Source organism: Massilia sp. AB1, from assembly GCF_018119385.1.
GTDB lineage: Bacteria > Pseudomonadota > Gammaproteobacteria > Burkholderiales > Burkholderiaceae_D > Telluria.
In genome coordinates this window covers 117,749-137,512 of the sequence record NZ_JAGKSG010000001.1, presented here as the reverse complement: position 1 = coordinate 137,512, position 19,764 = coordinate 117,749, and the positions used below count along the sequence as shown (strand labels likewise).

Annotated in this window: 20 protein-coding genes and 1 tRNA gene; 12 read left to right on the top strand and 9 right to left on the bottom strand. The window is 66.2% G+C overall.

All coding sequences use genetic code 11. The annotated features are described in order from the left end of the window. Positions 1–111 precede the first annotated feature (111 nt). From clpX to J8847_RS00580, 6 genes are all read right to left on the bottom strand, one after another. Entirely contained in the window at positions 112–1,380 is a 1,269-nt protein-coding gene (clpX, locus tag J8847_RS00605) for an ATP-dependent Clp protease ATP-binding subunit ClpX (RefSeq protein WP_211522742.1), read from the bottom strand. A 205-nt stretch (positions 1,381–1,585) separates the two neighbouring features. Beyond that, positions 1,586–2,203 carry an ATP-dependent Clp endopeptidase proteolytic subunit ClpP gene (gene clpP / locus J8847_RS00600; protein WP_307727484.1) on the bottom strand — a complete coding sequence of 206 codons (618 nt, stop codon included), beginning with the start codon at positions 2,201–2,203 and terminating at the stop codon, positions 1,586–1,588. 70 nt (positions 2,204–2,273) lie between these two features. Next, positions 2,274–3,614, bottom strand: a complete 1,341-nt coding sequence (tig, locus tag J8847_RS00595) for a trigger factor (protein ID WP_211522741.1) — start codon at positions 3,612–3,614, stop codon at positions 2,274–2,276. A gap of 32 nt (positions 3,615–3,646) precedes the next feature. Next, positions 3,647–3,733, bottom strand: a tRNA-Leu gene (locus J8847_RS00590). A 200-nt stretch (positions 3,734–3,933) separates the two neighbouring features. Further along, positions 3,934–7,020: an efflux RND transporter permease subunit gene (locus J8847_RS00585; protein ID WP_211522740.1), complete on the bottom strand. Its 3,087-nt coding sequence runs from the start codon at positions 7,018–7,020 to the stop codon at positions 3,934–3,936. Beyond that, positions 7,017–8,153, bottom strand: coding sequence for an efflux RND transporter periplasmic adaptor subunit (locus J8847_RS00580; protein ID WP_211522739.1), 1,137 nt, complete (start codon positions 8,151–8,153; stop codon positions 7,017–7,019). The genes J8847_RS00585 and J8847_RS00580 overlap by 4 nt, the downstream gene beginning before the upstream one ends. Before the next feature lie 144 nt (positions 8,154–8,297). On the opposite strand from J8847_RS00580, the gene hpnC reads away from it, so the two are divergent. From hpnC to J8847_RS00545, 7 genes are all read left to right on the top strand, one after another. Beyond that, a complete protein-coding gene (gene hpnC / locus J8847_RS00575; RefSeq protein WP_211522738.1) occupies positions 8,298–9,119 on the top strand; it encodes a squalene synthase HpnC in 822 nt (273 codons plus the stop codon). Between the two features lie 82 nt (positions 9,120–9,201). Continuing rightward, complete coding sequence (gene hpnD, locus J8847_RS00570) at positions 9,202–10,035, top strand: presqualene diphosphate synthase HpnD (RefSeq protein ID WP_211522737.1); 834 nt, start codon at positions 9,202–9,204, stop codon at positions 10,033–10,035. Continuing rightward, positions 10,022–11,443: a hydroxysqualene dehydroxylase HpnE gene (gene hpnE / locus J8847_RS00565; RefSeq protein ID WP_211522736.1), complete on the top strand. Its 1,422-nt coding sequence runs from the start codon at positions 10,022–10,024 to the stop codon at positions 11,441–11,443. Before hpnD ends, hpnE begins: the two co-directional genes overlap by 14 nt. Before the next feature lie 32 nt (positions 11,444–11,475). Then, positions 11,476–11,625 carry a hypothetical protein gene (locus tag J8847_RS00560; RefSeq protein WP_211522884.1) on the top strand — a complete coding sequence of 50 codons (150 nt, stop codon included), beginning with the start codon at positions 11,476–11,478 and terminating at the stop codon, positions 11,623–11,625. Between the two features lie 65 nt (positions 11,626–11,690). After that, positions 11,691–12,482: a DUF1700 domain-containing protein gene (locus J8847_RS00555; protein WP_211522735.1), complete on the top strand. Its 792-nt coding sequence runs from the start codon at positions 11,691–11,693 to the stop codon at positions 12,480–12,482. Between the two features lie 10 nt (positions 12,483–12,492). Continuing rightward, on the top strand, positions 12,493–13,299 hold the full coding sequence (locus J8847_RS00550) for a head GIN domain-containing protein (protein WP_211522734.1): 807 nt from the start codon (positions 12,493–12,495) through the stop codon (positions 13,297–13,299). 130 nt (positions 13,300–13,429) lie between these two features. Continuing rightward, the gene (locus J8847_RS00545) at positions 13,430–13,975 is read left to right on the top strand and encodes a DUF6622 family protein (protein ID WP_211522733.1); all 546 of its coding nucleotides are present in this window, start codon (positions 13,430–13,432) and stop codon (positions 13,973–13,975) included. On the opposite strand, the gene J8847_RS00540 is transcribed toward J8847_RS00545, so the two are convergent. Beyond that, entirely contained in the window at positions 13,897–15,144 is a 1,248-nt protein-coding gene (locus J8847_RS00540) for a TIGR03862 family flavoprotein (RefSeq protein WP_211522732.1), read from the bottom strand. The two genes, J8847_RS00545 and J8847_RS00540, sit on opposite strands and share 79 nt — an antisense overlap. 134 nt (positions 15,145–15,278) lie before the next feature. Here J8847_RS00540 and J8847_RS00535 point away from each other — a divergent pair, with 134 nt between their 5' ends. From J8847_RS00535 to dctP, 5 genes are all read left to right on the top strand, one after another. Then, entirely contained in the window at positions 15,279–15,665 is a 387-nt protein-coding gene (locus J8847_RS00535) for a hypothetical protein (protein WP_211522731.1), read from the top strand. Beyond that, on the top strand, positions 15,662–15,865 hold the full coding sequence (locus J8847_RS00530) for a helix-turn-helix transcriptional regulator (RefSeq protein WP_211522730.1): 204 nt from the start codon (positions 15,662–15,664) through the stop codon (positions 15,863–15,865). The genes J8847_RS00535 and J8847_RS00530 overlap by 4 nt, the downstream gene beginning before the upstream one ends. Further along, complete coding sequence (locus tag J8847_RS00525) at positions 15,862–16,797, top strand: alpha/beta fold hydrolase (RefSeq protein WP_211522729.1); 936 nt, start codon at positions 15,862–15,864, stop codon at positions 16,795–16,797. The genes J8847_RS00530 and J8847_RS00525 overlap by 4 nt, the downstream gene beginning before the upstream one ends. Positions 16,798–16,810: 13 nt before the next feature. Next, positions 16,811–17,050 carry a hypothetical protein gene (locus J8847_RS00520; RefSeq protein WP_211522728.1) on the top strand — a complete coding sequence of 80 codons (240 nt, stop codon included), beginning with the start codon at positions 16,811–16,813 and terminating at the stop codon, positions 17,048–17,050. Positions 17,051–17,263: 213 nt separating this feature from the next. Next, on the top strand, positions 17,264–18,289 hold the full coding sequence (gene dctP, locus J8847_RS00515; protein WP_211522727.1) for a TRAP transporter substrate-binding protein DctP: 1,026 nt from the start codon (positions 17,264–17,266) through the stop codon (positions 18,287–18,289). A 2-nt stretch (positions 18,290–18,291) separates the two neighbouring features. On the opposite strand, the gene moaD is transcribed toward dctP, so the two are convergent. Together moaD and glp are read right to left on the bottom strand one after the other, a co-directional pair. Further along, positions 18,292–18,549, bottom strand: a complete 258-nt coding sequence (gene moaD, locus J8847_RS00510) for a molybdopterin converting factor subunit 1 (protein WP_211522726.1) — start codon at positions 18,547–18,549, stop codon at positions 18,292–18,294. Positions 18,550–18,557: 8 nt separating this feature from the next. Continuing rightward, positions 18,558–19,754, bottom strand: coding sequence for a gephyrin-like molybdotransferase Glp (gene glp / locus J8847_RS00505; protein ID WP_211522868.1), 1,197 nt, complete (start codon positions 19,752–19,754; stop codon positions 18,558–18,560). Positions 19,755–19,764 lie beyond the last annotated feature (10 nt).

The following is a 19,764-nucleotide window of genomic DNA, read 5'->3' as shown; positions in this document are numbered from 1 at the left end:
GCGGGGTACCGCGAGTGGCTTTTCGATTGAAGCCTGCGTCTTTTATTGAGATCAGTTTTACCGATATGAGTCTGCGCGGCAAGCGTTTTGTTGCGTGCGTGCAGGCTTTTTTCAGTTTTCCCCAGATGCTTTCGGCGTTTCGCTGTAAATCAATAAAGGTTTTGCGGCATTCGTGATCGTATTTTCATCGATCACCACTTTGACGACATTCTGCTGGCTTGGCAATTCGTACATCACGTCCAGCAGCGCGTGTTCGAGAATCGAACGCAGGCCACGGGCGCCGGTCTTGCGCGCCAGCGCCTTGCGGGCGATCGCGTGCAGGGCCGCAGGACGAATTTCGAGTTCAGCGCCTTCCATTTCAAGCAGCTTCGAGTATTGCTTGATCAGCGCGTTCTTCGGTTCGATCAGGATCTGGATCAGGGCTTCCTCGGTCAGCTCGCTCAGCGTGGCGACCACAGGCAGACGGCCGACCAGTTCCGGGATCAGGCCGAACTTGATCAGGTCTTCCGGCTCGGCTTCGAGCAGGATGTCGCTGTTGGAACGCTCGTTCTGGCTCTTCACCGAGGCCGAGAAACCGATGCCGCTCTTTTCCGAACGGTTCTGGATGATCTTGGCCAGGCCGTCGAAGGCGCCGCCGCAGATGAACATGATGTTGGTCGTGTCGATCTGCACGAAGTCCTGGTTCGGATGCTTGCGGCCGCCCTGCGGCGGTACCGAAGCCATGGTGCCTTCGATCAGTTTCAGCAGGGCTTGCTGCACGCCCTCGCCCGACACGTCGCGGGTGATCGACGGATTGTCGGACTTGCGCGAAATCTTGTCGATCTCGTCGATGTAGACGATGCCGCGCTGGGCCTTCTCGACTTCGTAGTTGCAGCTCTGCAGGAGCTTCTGGATGATGTTCTCGACGTCCTCGCCGACATAGCCGGCTTCGGTCAAGGTGGTCGCATCGGCGATCACGAAGGGAACGTTGAGCATGCGCGCCAGGGTCTGGGCCAGCAGGGTCTTGCCGGAACCGGTCGGGCCGACGAGCAGGATGTTGCTCTTGGCGAGTTCGACATCGTCCTTCTTGCCCAGGTGCTTGAGGCGCTTGTAATGGTTGTACACCGCCACCGACAGGATGCGCTTGGCCGTCTGCTGGCCGATCACGTACTGGTCGAGCAGTTCGGTGATTTCGTGCGGCGTCGGCAGGTCGGACTTGGCGCCCGCCACCGACTCGACGTTCGAGGTTTCGTCGCGGATGATGTCGTTGCACAGGTCGATGCATTCATCGCAGATGAACACCGACGGTCCCGCGATCAGCTTTTTGACTTCGTGCTGGCTCTTTCCGCAGAAAGAGCAGTACAGAAGTTTCTCGCCGCTGGAGGATTTTTTGTCTGACATGGGGCAGGTTTCTATTGAATTGCTATGAATATAACGCTAATACGGAGACGCAACAAGTGCGCTGGCGCACATAATACGAGCATATGCCCGGTGCGTTGCGCCGTCCATGAACTATGCTACCCGAAATAAAAACGAAACGCCCGAACGTGTTCGCGCCCGGGCGTTTTTTGGCAACAGTACAGTCGGTATGGCGAACCGGAGCCCGTCAGCCGCGGCTCGACAGCACCCGGTCGATCATGCCGTACTCGACGGCTTCCTCGCCCGACATGAAGCGGTCGCGGTCGGTATCCTTGTGGATCTGCTCAACCGTCTGGCCGGTGTTCTCGGCCATGATGCGGGCCAGACGCTCGCGCAGGTACAGGATTTCCTTGGCCTGGATCTCGATGTCCGAAGCCATGCCCTGCGAACCGCCGGACGGCTGGTGAATCATGATGCGCGAGTTCGGCAGCGAGAAACGCTTGCCCTTGGCGCCGGCGGCGAGCAGGAACGCGCCCATCGACGCGGCCAGGCCCGTGCACAGCGTGGAGACGTCCGGCTTGATGAAGTTCATCGTGTCGAAGATCGCCAGGCCCGCCGAAACGGAACCGCCCGGGGAATTGATGTAGAGCGAAATGTCCTTGTCCGGATTCTCGCTCTCCAGGAACAGCAGCTGGGCCACGATGAGGTTGGCCATCTGGTCGTTGACAGGGCCGACCAGGAAAATCACGCGCTCCTTGAGGAGGCGCGAGTAGATGTCGTAGGCGCGCTCGCCGCGGCCACTCTGTTCGATCACCATCGGCACCATGCCCAGTGCCTGTGTATCCAATGCCGGATTTCGAATCATACCTGTCTCGTTCCTTATAAAGGGAAAGCCTAAGGGAAAAAAGCCGGCCACGAAGGCCGGCAATCTTCAATTACGCCTGGGGCATCGAGCCCATCAGTTCATCGAAAGCGATGGTCTTGGTGGAGACCTTCGCCTTGCCAAGCACATAGTTAACGACGTTTTCTTCCAATACAAGAGCTTCCACTTCGCCCAGGCGGCGACGGTCGCTGTAATAGTACTTCAGGACTTCCTTCGGATCTTCGTAGCTCTGCGAGAAGTCTTCGATCTGCGCCTTCACCTGATCCTGGGTGGCTTGCAGGTTGTTGTCGCTGACCAGTTGCGACAGGATCAGGCCCAGGCGCACGCGGCGCTCAGCCTTGTCCTTGAACATCTCTGCCGGGAACGGCAGGTTCTTGACGTCCATGCCGCGCTGGGCCATGTCCTGGCGGGTCATCTCGGCCAGGCGCTCCGCGTCCTGGTCGATCATAACCTTCGGCACGTCCAGTTCGGTCGACTTGACCAGGGCGTCCATCACGGCTTCCTTGTTGCGGGCCTTGACGCGCGCCTTGACTTCGCGCTCCAGGTTAACCTTGATGTCGTCGCGCATCTTCTCGACGGAACCGTCTTCGATGCCCAGCGACTTGGCGAACTCGGCGTCGACTTCCGGCATGTGCGCCCACTCGAGCTTCTTCAGGGTGATGGTGAACTCGGCGGTCTTGCCTGCCACGTCCTTGCCATGGTAGTCCTCAGGGAAGGCCAGCGGGAAGGTCTTGCTTTCGCCGACTTTCAGGCCGACGGTGGCGGCTTCGAATTCCGGCAGCATGCGGCCTTCGCCCAGCACGAACGCGTAGTTGTCGGCCTTGCCGCCGGCGAACTCGACGCCATCCAGGGTGCCGACGAAGTCGACGGTCACGCGGTCGCCGTTGGCGGCCACCGGCTCGCCGCCGGTGCCGTGCTCGCCTGCCTCACCCTTGGTGTGGTAGTGCACGCGCTGCTTGCGCAGGATGTCGATGGTCTTGTCGATCTCGGCGTCGGTCACTTCGGTGGTGACGGTTTCGACGTCGACGTTGGCCAGGTCGGCGATCACGACTTCCGGGTAGACTTCGAAGGTCGCGTCGAAGGCCAGCATGCCTTCCGGCGCGTCTTCTTTCGGTTCGATTTTCGGGAAGCCGGCAACGCGCAACTCGTTCTCGTTGGCTGCCTCGTTGAACGCACGGCCGACCTTGTCGTTCAGGACGTCGGTCTCGATCTGGTAGCCGTACTGGGCAGCGACCATCTTCAGAGGCACTTTGCCCGGACGGAAGCCAGGCGCCTTCGCGGTCTTCGCCTGCTTCTTCAGGCGCTTTTCGACTTCCGTACGAACGTCAGCTACCGGGAAGGAGATGGTCAAGCGACGCTCGAGTTTACCGAGGGTTTCGACTGCAGTTGCCATTATAAAAATCGTCCAAAAAAATTAATTATTCGTGGTGCGAGGAGGGGGACTCGAACCCCCACACCATTGCTGGCGTCAGGACCTAAACCTGGTGCGTCTACCAATTTCGCCATCCTCGCGCAAGGATTGCATATTGCCACAAAAACAAAGGGCGCCCGACAGTGAAACCGGCCGCCCTGCACTCCTCTGTTTAGGGGCTACAACTTCAAACAATTATTTTACTGGATTTTCTGACACTATTGGGGTGAATTTTGGAACACGGGACGAGCTGCGTCATTCGACTGCATTTCCCGTCCCGCGTTCCGGCGGCATTTAAATATCAGCGCACCGGCTTCTTCACCCTGAACCATGCCGCATACAGCGCCGGCAGGAACAGCAGGGTCAGCGCCGTCGCCACCACCAGCCCGCCCATGATCGCCACCGCCATCGGACCCCAGAACACGGAGCGCGACAGCGGAATCATGGCCAGGGCTGCGGCGGCTGCGGTCAGCAGGATCGGCCGCGCACGGCGCACGGCCGCCTCGACGATGGCGTCCCAGGCTTCCACACCGTTGGCCCGGTCCTGTTCGATCTGGTCGACCAGGATCACCGAGTTACGGATGATCATGCCGAACAGCGCGATCACGCCCAGGTTGGCAACGAAGCCGAACGGCCGTCCGAGCAGCAGCAGCGCCATGGCCGCGCCGGCGATACCCAGCGGGCCGGTCAGGAAGACCAGCAGCGCGCGCGAGAAGCTGTGCAGCTGCAGCATCAGCAGGGTGAAGACGACGAACAGCACCAGCGGGATGTTCGCCGCGATCGAGGCTTCCGCATCCGAACTGTCGGCGGCAGCGCCTTCGATGGTGACGCGGTAGCCGGCCGGCAGCTTCGAACGGATCCCGGCCAGCTTGGCGTCGACCTGGCCGGTCACGGTCGGGCCCTGGATGCCTTCGACCACGTCGGACTGGACCATGATGGCCCACTCGCGTCCCTGGCGCCAGACCACGCCCGGCTCCCAGACGAGCTGCACGCGGGCGACCTGGCCGATGGTCACGGCGCGCCCGGAGGCGGTCGGGACCAGCGCCTCCTGCAGGCGGGTGATGGTCGAACGCTCCTCGACCGGCTGGCGCACCACGATGTCGATCAGGCGGTTGGTTTCGCGGAACTGGGCGATCGGGGTGCCGGTCAGCGTGGTGTTGACCACGCGGCGCACTGCCTGCGAGGTCACGCCGAGCGCGCGCAGCTTGTCCTGGTCGAGGTCCAGGCGCAGGACCTTGACCGACTCGTTCCAGTTGTCGTTCACGCCCACCGTGTTCGGATTCGCGCGCATCACTTCCTTGACCTGGTCGGCGACCGTGCGCACGACGCCGATGTCCGGGCCCAGCACCTGGAACTGCACCGGATACGGCACCGGCGGGCCGTTTGGCAGCAGCTTCACTCGCCCGCGCACCTCGGGGAACTCGGTCTCGAAGACTTTTGTGATCTTCAGGCGCAGCGCCTCGCGCGCCTTCGCATCGACTGGCAGCACCACCAATTGGGACACGTTCGACTGCGGGAAGATCTGGTCCAGCGGCAGGTAGAAGCGCGGACTGCCGGTGCCCACATAGCTGGTCACACTCTTGACGCCCTGCTGCTTACCCAGCCAGGCTTCGAAGCGCTTCACCACCGCTTCGTTCGCCTTGAAGCTGGTGCCTTCGGGCGACCACATCTCCACCATCAGCTCGGGGCGGCTGGAATCCGGGAAGAACTGCTTCTCGATGAAATTAAAGCCGAACACGCCCAGCGCGAACACGCCCAGGCTCAGGGCGATGGTGGTCTTGCGCCATTCGACGCAGCGGTTCACCAGGCGGCGGAAGCGCTGGTACATGGGCGTATCGAACACGTCGTGATGGCTTTCGCCATGGGCGTGCGGCTTCACCTTCAGCAGGATGAAGCCGATGTAGGGCGTGAAGACCACCGCCACCACCCAGGAAACCAGGAGCGCGATCGCGTTCACCGAGAACATCGAGAAGGTGTATTCGCCGGCCGCCGACTTGGCCAGGCCGATCGGCAGGAAGCCGGCGGCCGTGATCAGCGTGCCGGTCAGCATCGGCATGGCGGTCGAGGTGTAGGCGAAGGTGGCAGCCTCGAAGCGCGACAAGCCCTCCTCCATCTTCCGCACCATCATTTCCACCGCGATGATGGCGTCGTCCACCAGCAGGCCGAGGGCGATGATCAGGGCGCCCAGCGAGATCTTGTGCAGCGAGATGTCGAGGATGCGCATGAACAGGAAGGTGATCGCCAGCACCAGCGGAATGGTCAGGGCCACCACCAGGCCGGGCCAGATGTCGACCCGCAGCTTCGGCTTGGTATGCAGGCCGAGCGAGAGGAAGGACACGATCAGCACGATCACGACCGCCTCGATCAGCACCTTGACGAATTCGCCCACCGAGTCCTGCACCGCGCGCGGCTGGTCGGCCACGCGTTCGAGCTCGATGCCGACCGGGAGCTGGGAGCGGATGCGCGCGACGGTCTCGTCCAGGCCCTTGCCGAGCTGGATGATATTCCCGCCCTTCTCCATCGACACGCCCAGGCCGATCACTTCCTTGCCGTTGTAGCGCATCTTGTCCTGCGGCGGATCCTGGTAGCCGCGCTTCACAGTGGCGAAGTCGCCCAGGCGGAAGGTGGTATTGCCGGCCCGGAGCTGCAGGTTCTCGAGCTGCTCGAGCTGGCGGATCGCGCCGGTCACGCGCACCTGCAGGTTGTCGGTCGGCGTCACCAGCACGCCGCTCGCCTCGATCTGGTTCTGGGTCTGGATCTGGTTGACGATCTGCTCGAAGGGGATGCCCAGCTGGGCGAACTTCTTGCTGGAGAACTCGATATAAACCTTCTCGTTCTGGACGCCGAACTGCTCGACTTTCGATACCAGCGGCACGCGCAGCAGCTGCTGGCGCACGAAGTCGGCATAGTCGCGCATCTGCGCGTAGGTGAAGCCGTCGCTCGACAGCGCGAAGATCGAGCCATAGGTGTCGCCGAATTCGTCGTTGAAGAAGGGGCCGATCACGCCCTGCGGCAGGGTGCCGGCCATGTCGCCGATCTTCTTGCGCACCTGGTACCAGGTCGGGGTGGTTTCCTTGGGCGGGGTCGATTCGCGCAATTCCAGGATGATGGTGGTCTCGCCCGGCTTGGAGAAGCTGCGGATGCGGTCCACGTAGGGCGTTTCCTGGAGCTTGCGTTCGAGCGGATCGGTGACCTGCTCGGCCATCTGCACCGCGGTCGCGCCCGGCCACACGGCGCGCACGACCATGGCGCGGAAGGTGAAGGGCGGATCTTCGTCCTGGCCCAGCTGCTGGTAGCTCAGCACGCCGAACACCAGCAGCGCCGCGATCAGGTAGCGCGTGAGCGGGATATGTTCCAGGGCCCAGCGCGACAAGTTGAAGCCTTTCATTTGGCGCCCCCGCCCGAGACGGCCGCTTCGGTGTCGGCACGGCGCGAGACGTCGGCGGTGAGGATGCGCACCTTCTGCCCGTTCTTGAGCAGGTGAACGCCGGCGGTCACGACCTGCTGCCCGGCCTGCACGCCGCCGCCGAGGATCACGTCGTTATCCACCTGGCCGGCCACCTGCACCGGCACCATGCGGACGGCGCCCTTCTCCACCACCCAGACGCTGGTGTTCCCCTGGTTCTGCACCAGGGCCGACAGCGGCACGCGCAGCGCGGTGGCGCCGCTGCCACTTGCAATCTGCACGGTCGCCGTCATGCCGAGACGGACATCCGGACGAGCCGGGATCGCCACCTTGACCGTGTAGGTACGCGTCGCAGGGTCGGCCACCGGCGAGACTTCGCGGATCTTGCCGGGGATCGTCTCGCCCTGGTTGGCCCAGAGGCGCACGCTGACATCGCTGGTCTTGCGCAGCAGCTCGACCTTGTTCTCGGGGATACCGATCACGACTTCCTTTTCGTCGGTGCGGGCCACCCGCGCCACCGGGGCGCCTGCGGTCACCACCTGGCCGACTTCGGCGTCGATGCCGGTCACCACGCCATCCGCGTCCGCCGCCAGGCTGGCGTAGCCGGCCTGGTTGGCCTGGCCGCGGAAGGCCGCGCGCGCGGCGTCGACATTGGCCTGGGCCGCCTTGAGGGTGCTCTGCTTGGTATCCAGCACGGCCTGGCTGACGAAATTCTGGGCGCGCAGGTTCTGGTGGCGCTTGTAGTCGGCCTGGGCCAGGTCGCGCTCGGTCTCGGCGGCGCGCAGGGCGGCCCTGGCCTGGCTCTCGGCCAGGCGCAGGTCCTGGGGATCCAGCCGCATCAGCACGTCGCCGCGCTTGACCGTGGCGCCGACGTCGACCTTGCGCTCGACGATCTTGCCGCCCACCCGGAAGCCCAGGCGCGATTCGTAGCGCGGACGGACGTCGCCCGAGAACTCGAGCCGCTCGCCGACCGTGTCCGCGGCCAGGGTGACCGCGCGCACCGGGCGCACGTCTTCGGTCTTCGGAGCAGGTTTGTCGCAGGCGGCGAGGAAGCTGGCAAGCAGGGGTATCGCGATGGCGGCGCGCAGCTGGCTGGGGGAGAGTCGGGCGAACACGGGGAATCCTTGGTTGGGTCGATCGGCGACAAAAGGCGCTGGCGGGTCGTGCCCGGCCGGGCCTTACATTGATACTTTTGATTCTTCTGCAATTATAATCATGCAAGTACAAAAATAATTGACTTTAGAGTCAATACTCAATTCATGGCCGTCGATCACTACGAGAACTTCCCCGTCGCCTCCTTCCTGCTGCCGCGCCGCCTGGTGCCCGCCGTCGAAGCCATCTACGCCTTCGCCCGCAGCGCCGACGACCTGGCGGACGAAGGCGATGCCGCTCCGGAGGAGCGCCTGGCCGCGCTCCAGGCTTACGAGCGGGAGCTCGATGTGATCGCGGCCGGCAAGGCGGTGCACAACCCGCCAAAGGATCCGATGTTCGCCCGCCTGGCGGCGGTGGTCGCCGACTACCGCCTGTCGGTGGAGCCGATGCGCGACCTGCTGTCGGCCTTCCGCCAGGACGTGGTGACCCACCGCTATGCCGACTACCCCGCCCTGCTCGATTATTGCAACCGCTCCGCCAACCCGGTCGGCAAGATGATGCTGGCCCTCTACGACGCCGACGACGCCCGCAACGTGCGCGATTCGAACGCCATCTGCACCGCCCTCCAGCTGATCAACTTCTGGCAGGACGTCGCGATCGACCTGGCCAAGGGCCGGATCTACCTGCCACAGGAAGACCTGGCCAAGCACGGCGTGAGCGAGAGCGCCCTGCAGGCCGGCAGTTTAGAGGGCGGCTGGCGGCCGCTGATGCGCTTCGAGGTGGAGCGGGCGCGCGCCCTGATGCTGTCCGGGGCGCCGCTGGCGCGCCGCCTGCCGGGCCGCATCGGCTGGGAGCTGAGGATGATGATCCAGGGCGGCCTGCGCATCCTGGACGGGATCGAGGCCGCCGACTACGACGTCTTCCGCCAGCGCCCTGTGCTCAAGGCGCCCGACTGGCTGGCGATCGGCTGGCGCGCGCTCTGGATGTAGGAGCCAGCTTTCCCACTCGCGTCCTTGGGTCCGCATCGGCTAAGATAGCGGATTCGCATCGCCCTATCCCTAAAAGAACTACATGTCTCCTGACGAATACTGCCAGCAAAAGACGCTCCAGAGCGGCTCCAGCTTCTATTACAGCTTCCTGTTCCTGCCGCCGGAGCGCCGGCGCGCGATCACGGCGCTGTACGCCTTCTGCCGCGAAGTCGACGACACCGTCGACGACGCGACCGACCAGTCGGTGGCCCGCATCAAGCTGGCCTGGTGGCGCACGGAAGTCTCCGCCATGTACAAGGGCGCGCCCACCCATCCGGTGACCCAGGCCCTGCAGCCGCACGTGGAACCGTACAAGCTGGAAGAAAAGCACCTGCTGGCCATCGTCGACGGCATGGAAATGGACCTGGACCAGAGCCGCTACCTGGATTACGCCGGCCTGCAGCGCTATTGCTGGCACGTGGCGAGCGCGGTCGGCATCCTGTCGGCCAGCATCTTCGGGTACACCAATCCGCAGACCCTGGCCTATGCCGAGAAGCTCGGCCTGGCCTTCCAGCTGACCAACATCATCCGCGACGTGGGCGAAGACGCCCGCAAGGGCCGCATCTACATCCCGGTCAACGAGCTCCAGCAGTTCAACGTCACCGCGGCCGACCTGCTCAACGCCCGCCACAGCGACAAGTTCGAGGCGCTGATGCGCTTCCAGACCGAGCGCGCCCAGCGCACCTACGACGAAGCCCTGGCCCTGCTGCCGAAGGAAGACCGGCGCGCCCAGCGCCCGGGCCTGATGATGTCGTCCATTTACCGCACCCTGCTCGACGAGATCGAGCGCGACGGCTTCCATGTGCTCACCCAGCGCATCTCGCTGACGCCGCTGCGCAAGCTGTGGCTGGCGTGGAAGACCTATGTCCGTGCCTGAAACCGGCCTCAAGGTCCTGGTCGCCGGCGGCGGCTGGGCCGGCTGCGCGGCGGCGGTGGAACTGGTGCGCCAGGGCGCGCAAGTGACCCTGGTGGAAAGCGCGCGCAGCCTCGGCGGCCGCGCCCGCGGTGTCGAGGTGCGCGGACGCATGCTCGACAACGGCCAGCACATCCTGCTCGGCGCCTATGGCGAAACCCTGCGCCTGCTGCGCAGCGTCGGCGTCGATCCCGAGGCGGCCATGCTGCGCCTGCCGGTGCAGATGCGTTACCCGGTTGGCGGTACGGGCATGGATTTCGCCGCGCCGCGCCTGCCCGCCCCGCTGCACCTGCTGGCTGCCCTGCTGCGCGCCAAGGGCCTGGCGCGCGCCGACAAGATGGCCCTGGCCCGCTTCACCACGGCCGCGCGCTGGATGGGCTGGCAGCTGTACACCGACTGCCCGGTGGCCGAACTGCTGGAGCGCTTCGACCAGACCGAGCGCCTGACCCGGCTGCTGTGGCGGCCCTTGTGCATCGCCGCCCTGAATACCCCGCCCGAGCGCGCCTCGAGCCAGGTCTTCCTGGCCGTGCTGCGCGACAGCCTGGGCGCCAGGCGCCGCGCCGCATCCGACATGCTGCTGCCCAAGCTGGCCATGGGCGCGCTGTTCCCGGAAGCGGCCGCTGCTTTCCTGGGCCGCAAGGGTGCCGCCGTCCATACCGGAGTCAAGCTGGCGGGCATGGCGCCCACGAGCGACGGTCGCTGGACGGCCGGGCTGACCGGCGAAGCCCCTGCCGATCCGGTCTACGACGCCGTGGTCCTGGCCACGCCGCCCTGGCAGACGGCGGCCCTGCTCGCCCCGCATGCCGCCACCCAGGAGCTGAGCGCCCAGCTGGACGGCTTCGGCTACGAGCCGATCGCCACCTGCTACCTGCAATACGCCCCCGGCACCCGCCTGGACTTGCCCTTCTATGCGCTGGAAGACGCTCCGGCGGCGGGACGCTGGGGCCAGTTCGTATTCGACCGGGGCCAGCTCGACGCCACCCAGGACGGCCTGCTGGCCGTCGTGGTCAGCGCCGCGCTGGACGCCGCCGCCCTCCCGCAGGAGGCCCTGGCGGCAGCCATCGCCGGCCAGCTGGCGCATGATTTCCGAAACGAAACTCTTGCCAAACCGGACTGGACCCAGGTGATCACCGAGAAGCGCGCCACCTTCTCCTGCACGCCAGGCCTGGCGCGCCCGGACAACGGCACACCCCTGCCGGGCGTCTTCCTGGCGGGCGACTATACCGCCAGCGACTATCCCGCCACCCTCGAAACCGCGGTGCGCAGCGGGGTTGGAGCCGCGACGGCCATCCGCGCCTACGGCACCCTGCCCCGCGAAAAGCGCAGCCTGTCGCACACCGATGGCGCCCGGGAGTCCGATTCCGTAAGGTAGCAACATCGAAACAGGTCTTACGGAAGATGATCATGAACCTACAACTCGGATTGCGGACGATCGCGTTGCTGGCCCTGGTGGCCGTCAGCACGATGGTGCTGGTGATGCCGGAACTGATCGGCGGCGCGGACCACGGCGTGTCGGTGGCGCTGAGCACGATCCCGGTTGTCGGCCACCATTGATCGGTCGCTACTGTTTCACGACGTAAATACACGCATCAAACGCATCAAAACGGAGTCATTCACCCATGGGCAAACTGGAATACCTCGACGCGCTCAAGCGGGCCATGTTGGGCCTGCCGCCCGAGACGCAGGCCAAGACCCTGGCCTGGTACGAGCAGCGTTTCGTCGACGGCAACGCCGCAGGCCGCCGCGAGCAGGAAGTCGCGGACGAGCTGGGCGACCCGCGCAAGGTCGCGGTCTCGCTGCGCGCCAGCGTCCACATGGACGCCTTCAAGGAAAAGAAAAGCCCGACCAACATCCTGCGCATGGTAGCCTCGGCCGCCGGCCTGCTGGTCTTCAACCTGTTCATGGCAATTCCGGCCGCCGTGTATGCATCCCTGCTGGTGAGCCTGTACGCCTCTGCTTTCGCCTTCTACGTGGGCGGCATCGCGATCACGGCCAGCGGCCTGGCCGGCGCCAATGAACTGGTCCTCAACGGTCCGCTGCACCGCGTGACCATCGGCGACGACGGGCATGAGCGCCAGAATGTGCAGACCCGCATCTCGATCGGCGAGACCGGCATCCACGTGTACGAGGAGAAATCCGCCGATCCGGTCATGGACGGCGGCGATCCCGATGCGGAGAATGAACCGGCCCATTCGCGCGTGATCCGCGGCGCCGAGGCCGTGGCCGAGCGCAAGATCCAGATCACCACCGACCTCGACCCGGAGTCGCGCACCACCCAGACCCTGTTCGGTTCCGGCCTGGTGCTGGGCGGGATCGCCCTGTTCCTGATCTCGATCGTGATCACCAAATACACCATCGTCGGCGTGCGCCGCTACGTCAAGATGAACCTCTCCCTGCTCAAGGGAAGCTGAAGGAAGCGCCATGCGAGGACTGTTGAAAATCGGATTCAGCCTGCTGCTGCTGGCCTGCGTGCTGATCGCCCTGAGCTACAGCATGCTGCGCGCCAACGGCGTCAGCGCCGCCAGCGAAGGCCGCCAGGTCGTCACCGAAACCCGTGAAGTGCCGCCCAACGTCAATGCCATCGAGCTGAACGGCCCCATCGACCTGAATCTGCGCTACGGCGCCACGCCTTCGCTGAAGGTGCGCGGCGAGCAGCGCCTGCTGAGCAATATCGAAGTCAAGGCCGAAGGCGCGGTGCTCAACGTCGGCATCCGCGGCATCGTGCTGCGCCACCGCCAGCCGCTGGAAGTCGAGCTGGTGCTGCCGGCCCTTACCAGCGCCACCATCGACGGCAGCGGCGACAGCAAGATCAACGGCTTTTCCGGCGAAAGCATCGAGGTGCGGCTGGAGGGTTCGGGCAGCGTCAAGTTCAACGGGCGCTTCCGCAAGGTCGAGGCAGGCCTGAATGGCAGCGGCGACCTGGACGTGAATGCGGGCGCCTCCATCGACCGTCTCGATGCGGAACTGATGGGATCGGGCCGCATGACGGTGGTCGGCACCGCGCGCGAACTGGACGCCCGCGCCAGCGGCTCCGGCCAGCTCGACGCCCGCGACCTGCGCGCCCAGCGCGTGAACGTGTCGCAGACCGGTTCGGGCAGCAGCACGGTGCAGGCACGCGCCTCGGTGATGGCCTCGGTCAGCGGCAGCGGCGACATCGAAGTCCTGGGCAATCCGGACGAGCGCAGCATCAGCCGGACCGGCAGCGGCACCGTCTCGTTCGAAGAATAAAGCAATACGGCTGCGTTTCGCGCCGCATGGGCTGCGTTTCACGCCGTCCTCCAACGCTTCGTCGCACGTTTTCCCCACGCGGCCCAGGTGCTGGCACAGTGGTGCCATCGACAACAACGATGGAGCCATCGTGCTGATCCAGATCCTGAGCCACACCCCCGCCTACGTCTGGGCGATCCTTGCCTTCCTGATCTATCGCGGGGTCGCGGCCATGCGCGAACGGGAGCTCACTGCGCGCCAGTTGACCGTCATCCCCATTGTCATGCTGTGCCTTTCATTGCAGGACATCGCGGCCAGGTTCGGCCTGCACCTCATGCCCCTGTTCACCTGGCTGCTCGCTGCGGGCGGCGCCGCGTTCTTCGTCTGGAGGTTCGCGGCTACCCGCATCGTGGTCCGGACAGCGGGCCTGCGCATGCAAGGCAGTGCGGCGCCGCTGGCGATGATGCTGGGCGTGTTCGTACTCAAGTATGCGGCATCGGCCGCCTGGGCGCTCGCGCCGCAGCTCCATCACGATCCGATGTTTGCCGGCGCCGTATGCGGTTTGTTCGGAGTCTTGAACGGCTGCTTCCTGGGCGCGATGATCCGCGACCTTGCCGTCTACCGGCGCGCAGCAAGCCAGGCCAGCGCGTCTTTGCCGGCCGCCCTGCCGCCCGCGAAGCAGGCGGTCAGCAGGTAGCCGCCGGTCGGCGCCTCCCAGTCCACCATCTCGCCGGCCACGAACACGCCCGGCAGCGCGCGCAGCATGGCGCTGCCGCCGTCCAGTGCATCGAAGCGCACGCCGCCGGCGCTGCTGATCGCCTCGTCGATGGGGCGCGGCCGCAGGAGGGTCAGCGGCAACGCCTTGATCGCGGCCGCCAGGCGCGCCGGGTCGGCGTACTCTTCGGCCGACAGGCATTCGCGCAGCAGCCCGGCCTTCACGCCCTTGAGGCCGAGGCGGCTCTGCAAGTGGCTCGACATCGAGCGCGAACCGCGCGGATGCGTCACTTCGGTCAGCACGCGCTCGGCGCTGTGATCGGGCGCCAGATCGATCCATACGGTCGTCTTGCCCTCGCGGGCGATCTGGTCGCGCAGCGGCGCCGACAAGGCGTACACCAGGCTGCCCTCGATGCCGGTCTGGGTGACGACGAACTGCCCCTTGCGGCGTACCATCTCCCCATTGTCGTCACGGTAGGCCAGCGCGGCTGTCGTCAGCGGCGCGCCCGCATGGCGGCTGCTGAAATGCTCGCTCCAATCGGTATCGAAACCACAATTGGCGGGAACCAGGGGCGCCACGTCCACACCCTTGCCGCCCAGCAGCGGCGCCCAGGCGCCGTCCGAGCCGAGCCGCGCCCAGCTGGCGCCGCCCAGGGCGAGAATGACCGCGTCGGTCTGCACGATCAACTCGCCATCCGGCGTCGCGACGCGCAAGTCCTTGCCCTCCCAGCCGGTCCAGCGGTGCCGCATGTGGAAGCGCACGCCGCATTCGCGCAGCCGGTGCAGCCAGGCGCGCAGCAGGGGCGCGGCCTTCATGTCGGTCGGGAATACGCGGCCCGAGCTGCCGACAAAGGTATCGATCCCCAGGCCATGGATCCAGGCGCGCACCTGCTCCGGCGTGAATTCGTCCAGCCAGCGCTGGACCTGTCCGCTGCGACCGCGATAGCGCGCCACGAAGGCGGCGTAGGGCTCGGAATGGGTGATGTTCATGCCGCCCTTGCCCGCGAGGAGGAACTTGCGCCCGACGGAAGGCATCGCGTCGTAGACGTCGACCTGCACGCCCCCTTCGGCCAGCACCTCGGCCGCCATCAGGCCTGCGGGGCCGCCGCCGATGACGGCGACGCGAACGGGGGTCGGGGAAGACTGGCTCATGGCTGGGGGAGGAAACAAGGGAGCAGCATTGTAGTCGAGTTTGCGCGGCGCCGGCACTTTGTAAAGTTTGCTTGACACCGAAGATCTTGCCGTCTACGATGTAAAGCATACTTTACTAACTGCGGAGTGTCATCATGCATGAGCAACGTGTCGCGAAGGCGTATTACAAGGAGCTGGGCGGCTCGATCGTCCTCTACAGCCTGCTGCTGGCGGCGGCGATCCGGTTCGGGCGTCCCATGGAGGACGGCCCGGCGCGCACCCTGGTCCTGCTCTCGCCCATGCTCGGCTTCGGCCTGGCCCTGTGGGCCATCGCGCGCCACTTTTCCCGGGTCGACGAATACATGCGCATGTTCCTGCTGGAGTCGGTCGCGCTGGCCGCCGCGATCACGGCGGGCCTGACCTTCACCTACGGTTTCCTCGAGACAGCCGGCTTTCCGCGGCTGTCGATGTTCACCGTCTGGTGCGTGCTGTGCGGCGCCACGGGGCTGGTGTGTGTCCTGCGCCGCATCCTGAACCGATGAAGAACCGCATCCGCGAACTGCGCGCCGAGCGCGGCTGGAGCCAGGCCGACCTCGCGCAGCATCTCGACGTGTCGCGCCAGAGCGTGAACGCGATCGAGACCGGCCGCTACGACCCGAGCCTGCCGCTGGCCTTCGCCATCGCGCGCCTGTTCGGACTACCCGTCGAATCCATCTTTTCACCCGACCCGGAGACCGCATGAAAACTTCCATCCTGTTCGCCTTGGCGCTCGGTGCCGCGCTGCCCCCGGGCGCCGCGGCCCAGCAGCCGGGCAGCCCGCCGCCCAATCGCTTCGCGGCGACCATCGCACCGGCCGAACGCTTCGAGATCCAGGGCATGCTGGTCGAGCGCCACGGCAGCAAGGGCCGCCCGCTGGTCCTGATTCCCGGCCTGTCCAGCGGCGCCTGGGTATGGCAGGACCTGGTCCGCCGTTTCAGTCCCGACTACACCGTGTACGTCGTCACCCTGCCCGGCTTCGACGGCCGCCCGGCGCCTGCCGGCGCGCCCTTCCTTGAGGCCCGTGCGGCAGTGGCGGAGCTGGTGACCAGCCGCCGCCTCGACAAGCCGGTCCTGGTCGGCCACAGCCTGGGCGGCGCTCTCGCCTTCGCCGTCGCGGCGGACCTCGGCAACCGGGTCGGCGGCGTGGTCTCGCTCGACGGCCTGCCGGTGCTGCCGGGGACCGAGAACGCACCGCCGGAGCAGCGGCCGCAGCTCGCCACCGGGCTCCAGGCGCGCCTGGCGTCCGCCCCTCCGGCCGCCTATGCCGAGCAGCAGCGCCAATACATGCGTACCCAGGGCGTGCTCGACATGGGCAAGGCCGACGACCTGACGCCCCTGCTGCTGCGCAGCGACCGCGGCGCCGTCGGCGCCTACATCGCCGATGTGATGACGCTCGATCTGCGGCCCGAGCTGCCGAAGATCAGCGCGCCGGTCCTGGTGCTGGCGCCCTACTTCGAGCCCGATGCGGCGCAGGACGGATTGACCGTTGGCGCCCGGCTGGAGCACTATCGCAGTCTGCTGCCCGGCCTGGCCTCCGCCGATGTCCAGCCGGTGGCGCCGGCCCGCCATTTCCTGATGATCGACCAGCCCGACCTGGTGGCCGAGCATCTCCGCCGTTTCCTCAACCGCCGCTGACAAAGGATCCACCATGCGTTCGATTACCTACTGGGCCGGGCAATACCTCCTGGCCGCCAGCTCGATGTTCGCACTCATCTCGCTGATCGACTACCTGAGCGGCAAGAGCTTCACCGCCACCTGGCCGGCCACGCTCGGCTGGTCCTGTGCGGCGGCGGCGATCTTCGTCGCCTCGCGCTACCGCCAGGCGCGCGCCGGCGCGGCCTGCGCCCTGTGCGAGGACGGCAAGCCGGCCGCCAAGCCGCGGCGCTGAAGCGTTCATCCTCCGGATTACGTCAATACGCGAACTGCCAGGCGGCGGGATACTGCCGCCTTGGCACGCCCGTGCTTTGCAAAACCTACAAGATTCTGCTTGACAATAAAGACAGCAGGAATATTCTTGTACCCGCCATGCAGACGATGAGCTCCCGCTCGAACGAGGGGCCACGATTTGCGGCAGTCCGTTAAAACATCTTGGAGGATGTGTATGTCGGTAATGACCCGCAGGGCCGTTTTGGGCGCGCTCGCGTCCAGCCCTCTCTGGATGCAGTCCGCATGGGCGCAGCCAGGCAATTTGAAAATCTCCCATCAGTTCCCGGGCGGCAGCATCGCCCAAGGCGACTTCCGTGACCGGCTGTGCCGCATGTTCGCGGCCGAGGTCGAGAAGCGCACCCGTGGCGGCATGAAATTCTCGATCTACCCGAATTCCTCGCTGATGGGCGCCAACGCCCAGATCGGCGCGCTCAAGGGCGGCTCGCTGGACATGGCCCTGGTGCCGCTGTCGTATGCCGGCGCCGAAGCGCCGGAGGCCAACATTGGCCTGATGCCGGCCCTGGTCACCTCCTACGAGCAGGGTTACGCGTGGAAGGACGCCCCGGTGGGGCGCGAGCTGTCGCGCATCCTGGCGGAGCAAGGCCTGGTGATCGTGAGCTGGATCTGGCAGGCCGGCGGCGTCGCGTCGCGCGGCGCGCCGATCGTCAATCCGGAAGACGCGCGCGGCCTGAAGGTGCGCGGCGGCTCGCACGAGATGGACCAGCTGCTGCGCGACGCCGGCGCCACCGTGGTCGACATGCCGTCCAACGAGATCCAGGCAGCGCTGCGCAGCGGCGCCCTCGATGCGGCCCTGACCTCGTCGACCTCCTTGATTTCATTCCGCCTGCACGAATCGGCCAAGTCGCTGACCACGGCGCGCGGCGGCTCCTACTGGTTCATGTTCGAGCCGCTGATGATGTCGCGCACGGTCTTCGACCGCCTGACGAAGCAGCAGCAGGCGGCCGTCATGGCCGTGGGTGCGGACCTGGAGAAGTTCGCGCTGCGCGCCGCGCAGGCGGACGATGCGGCCGTGGCCTCGGTCTACCAGCGTGCCGGCGCCAAGGTGACCGACATGAACGCCGAGTCGCTGCGCAAGTGGCAGGCGGTGGCGCGCACCACGGCGTGGAAGGAGTTTGCGGAACGCAGCGACAACTGCGCCAAGCTGATGGCCCTGGCGGAGCAGTCGATCGCCGTGATGTAGGCCTAGCCGCCCGTGACCGGGGGGAAGAACGCCACTTCGGCGCCGGCTTCCACCCTGGTCTCCGGGCCGCACATGACCTGGTTGCAGGCCATGCGCACCGCGCGCTGCGGCGCCAGCGCTTCCGCCCACGGCCCGCCACGCGTGACCAGCAGGCCGCGCACGGCGCCGACCGTATCGACCTCGCCAGGCAGCTCCACCGACTCCTGGCCGATCCCCACCGCCTCGCGCACCGAGGCGAAATACCGCAGATTGATCTTCATGGCGCTCCTTAATGCTGCAGTTCGGCGAAGGGAATGAAGCGCACCAGGTCGCCAGCGGCGATCGGCTTGCCGGGCGGGTTGTCCACCAGCCCGTCGCCCCAGACGGTCGAGGTCAGCACGCCCGAACCCTGGTTCGGGAACAGGTCCAGTCCGCCCGCCGAATTGATCCGCGCGCGCAGGAACTCGTTGCGGCGGTCGGCCTTGGTCCAGTTGAAGTCCGCGCGCAGCATGTAGCCGCCGGGTTCCACCGGCCCGCTCACGCCCTGCAGGCGCAGCAGGAAAGGCCGCACGAACAGCAGGAAGGTGACGAAGCTCGACACCGGATTGCCCGGCAGGCCCAGGAAGAACGCTTCACCCGCCTGGCCGAATGCGAGCGGCTTGCCCGGCTTGATCGCGATCTGCCACATGTTCAGGCGGCCTTCCGCTTCCACCGCCGGCTTGATGTGGTCTTCCTCGCCGACCGACACGCCGCCGGAGGTGATGATCAGGTCATGTCCCTGCGCCGCTTCGCGCAAGGTGGCGCGGGTCGCTTCCAGCGAATCGGGGACGATGCCGAAGTCGCGCACCTCGCAGCCGAAATTCTCCAGCAGGCCGCGCAAGGTGAAACGGTTGGAGTTGTAGATGGCGCCCGGCGCGAGCGGCTCGCCCGGCATGGCCAGCTCGTCGCCGGTGAAGAACACGGCCACCCGCAGGCGGCGGCGCACAGGCAGTTTCGCCAGGCCCACGGAGGCGGCCAGTCCCAGCTCCTGGCCGCGCAGGCGGGTGCCGGCCGGCAGGATGACGGAACCGGCCACGATGTCCTCGCCGGTACGGCGAATCCATTCGCCTTCGCGCGGCGTATGGCGCACGGTGACGCTGTCGCCCACGGCTTCGCACTGCTCCTGCATCACCACCGCGTCGGCGCCCAGAGGAATCAGGGCGCCGGTGAAGATGCGGGCGGCGGTGCCGGGTTCCAGGGGCTGGCCCAGGCTGCCGGCCGGGATGCGCTGGGCCACGCGCAAGGTGGCGCTGCCGCCGGCGCAGTCCGCGGCGCGCACCGCGTAGCCGTCCATCTGCGTGTTGTCGGCCGAGGGCACGTCGAGCGTGGACAGGACGTCTTCGGCCAGCACGCGGCCGTTCGCTTCCAGGGTCGGCACGTTCTCCACGCCGTCCACCGCGCGCGCGGCGTCGAGCAGGAAGTCCAGCGCTTCGCGGCGCGAGAGCATGGGCGGCTTC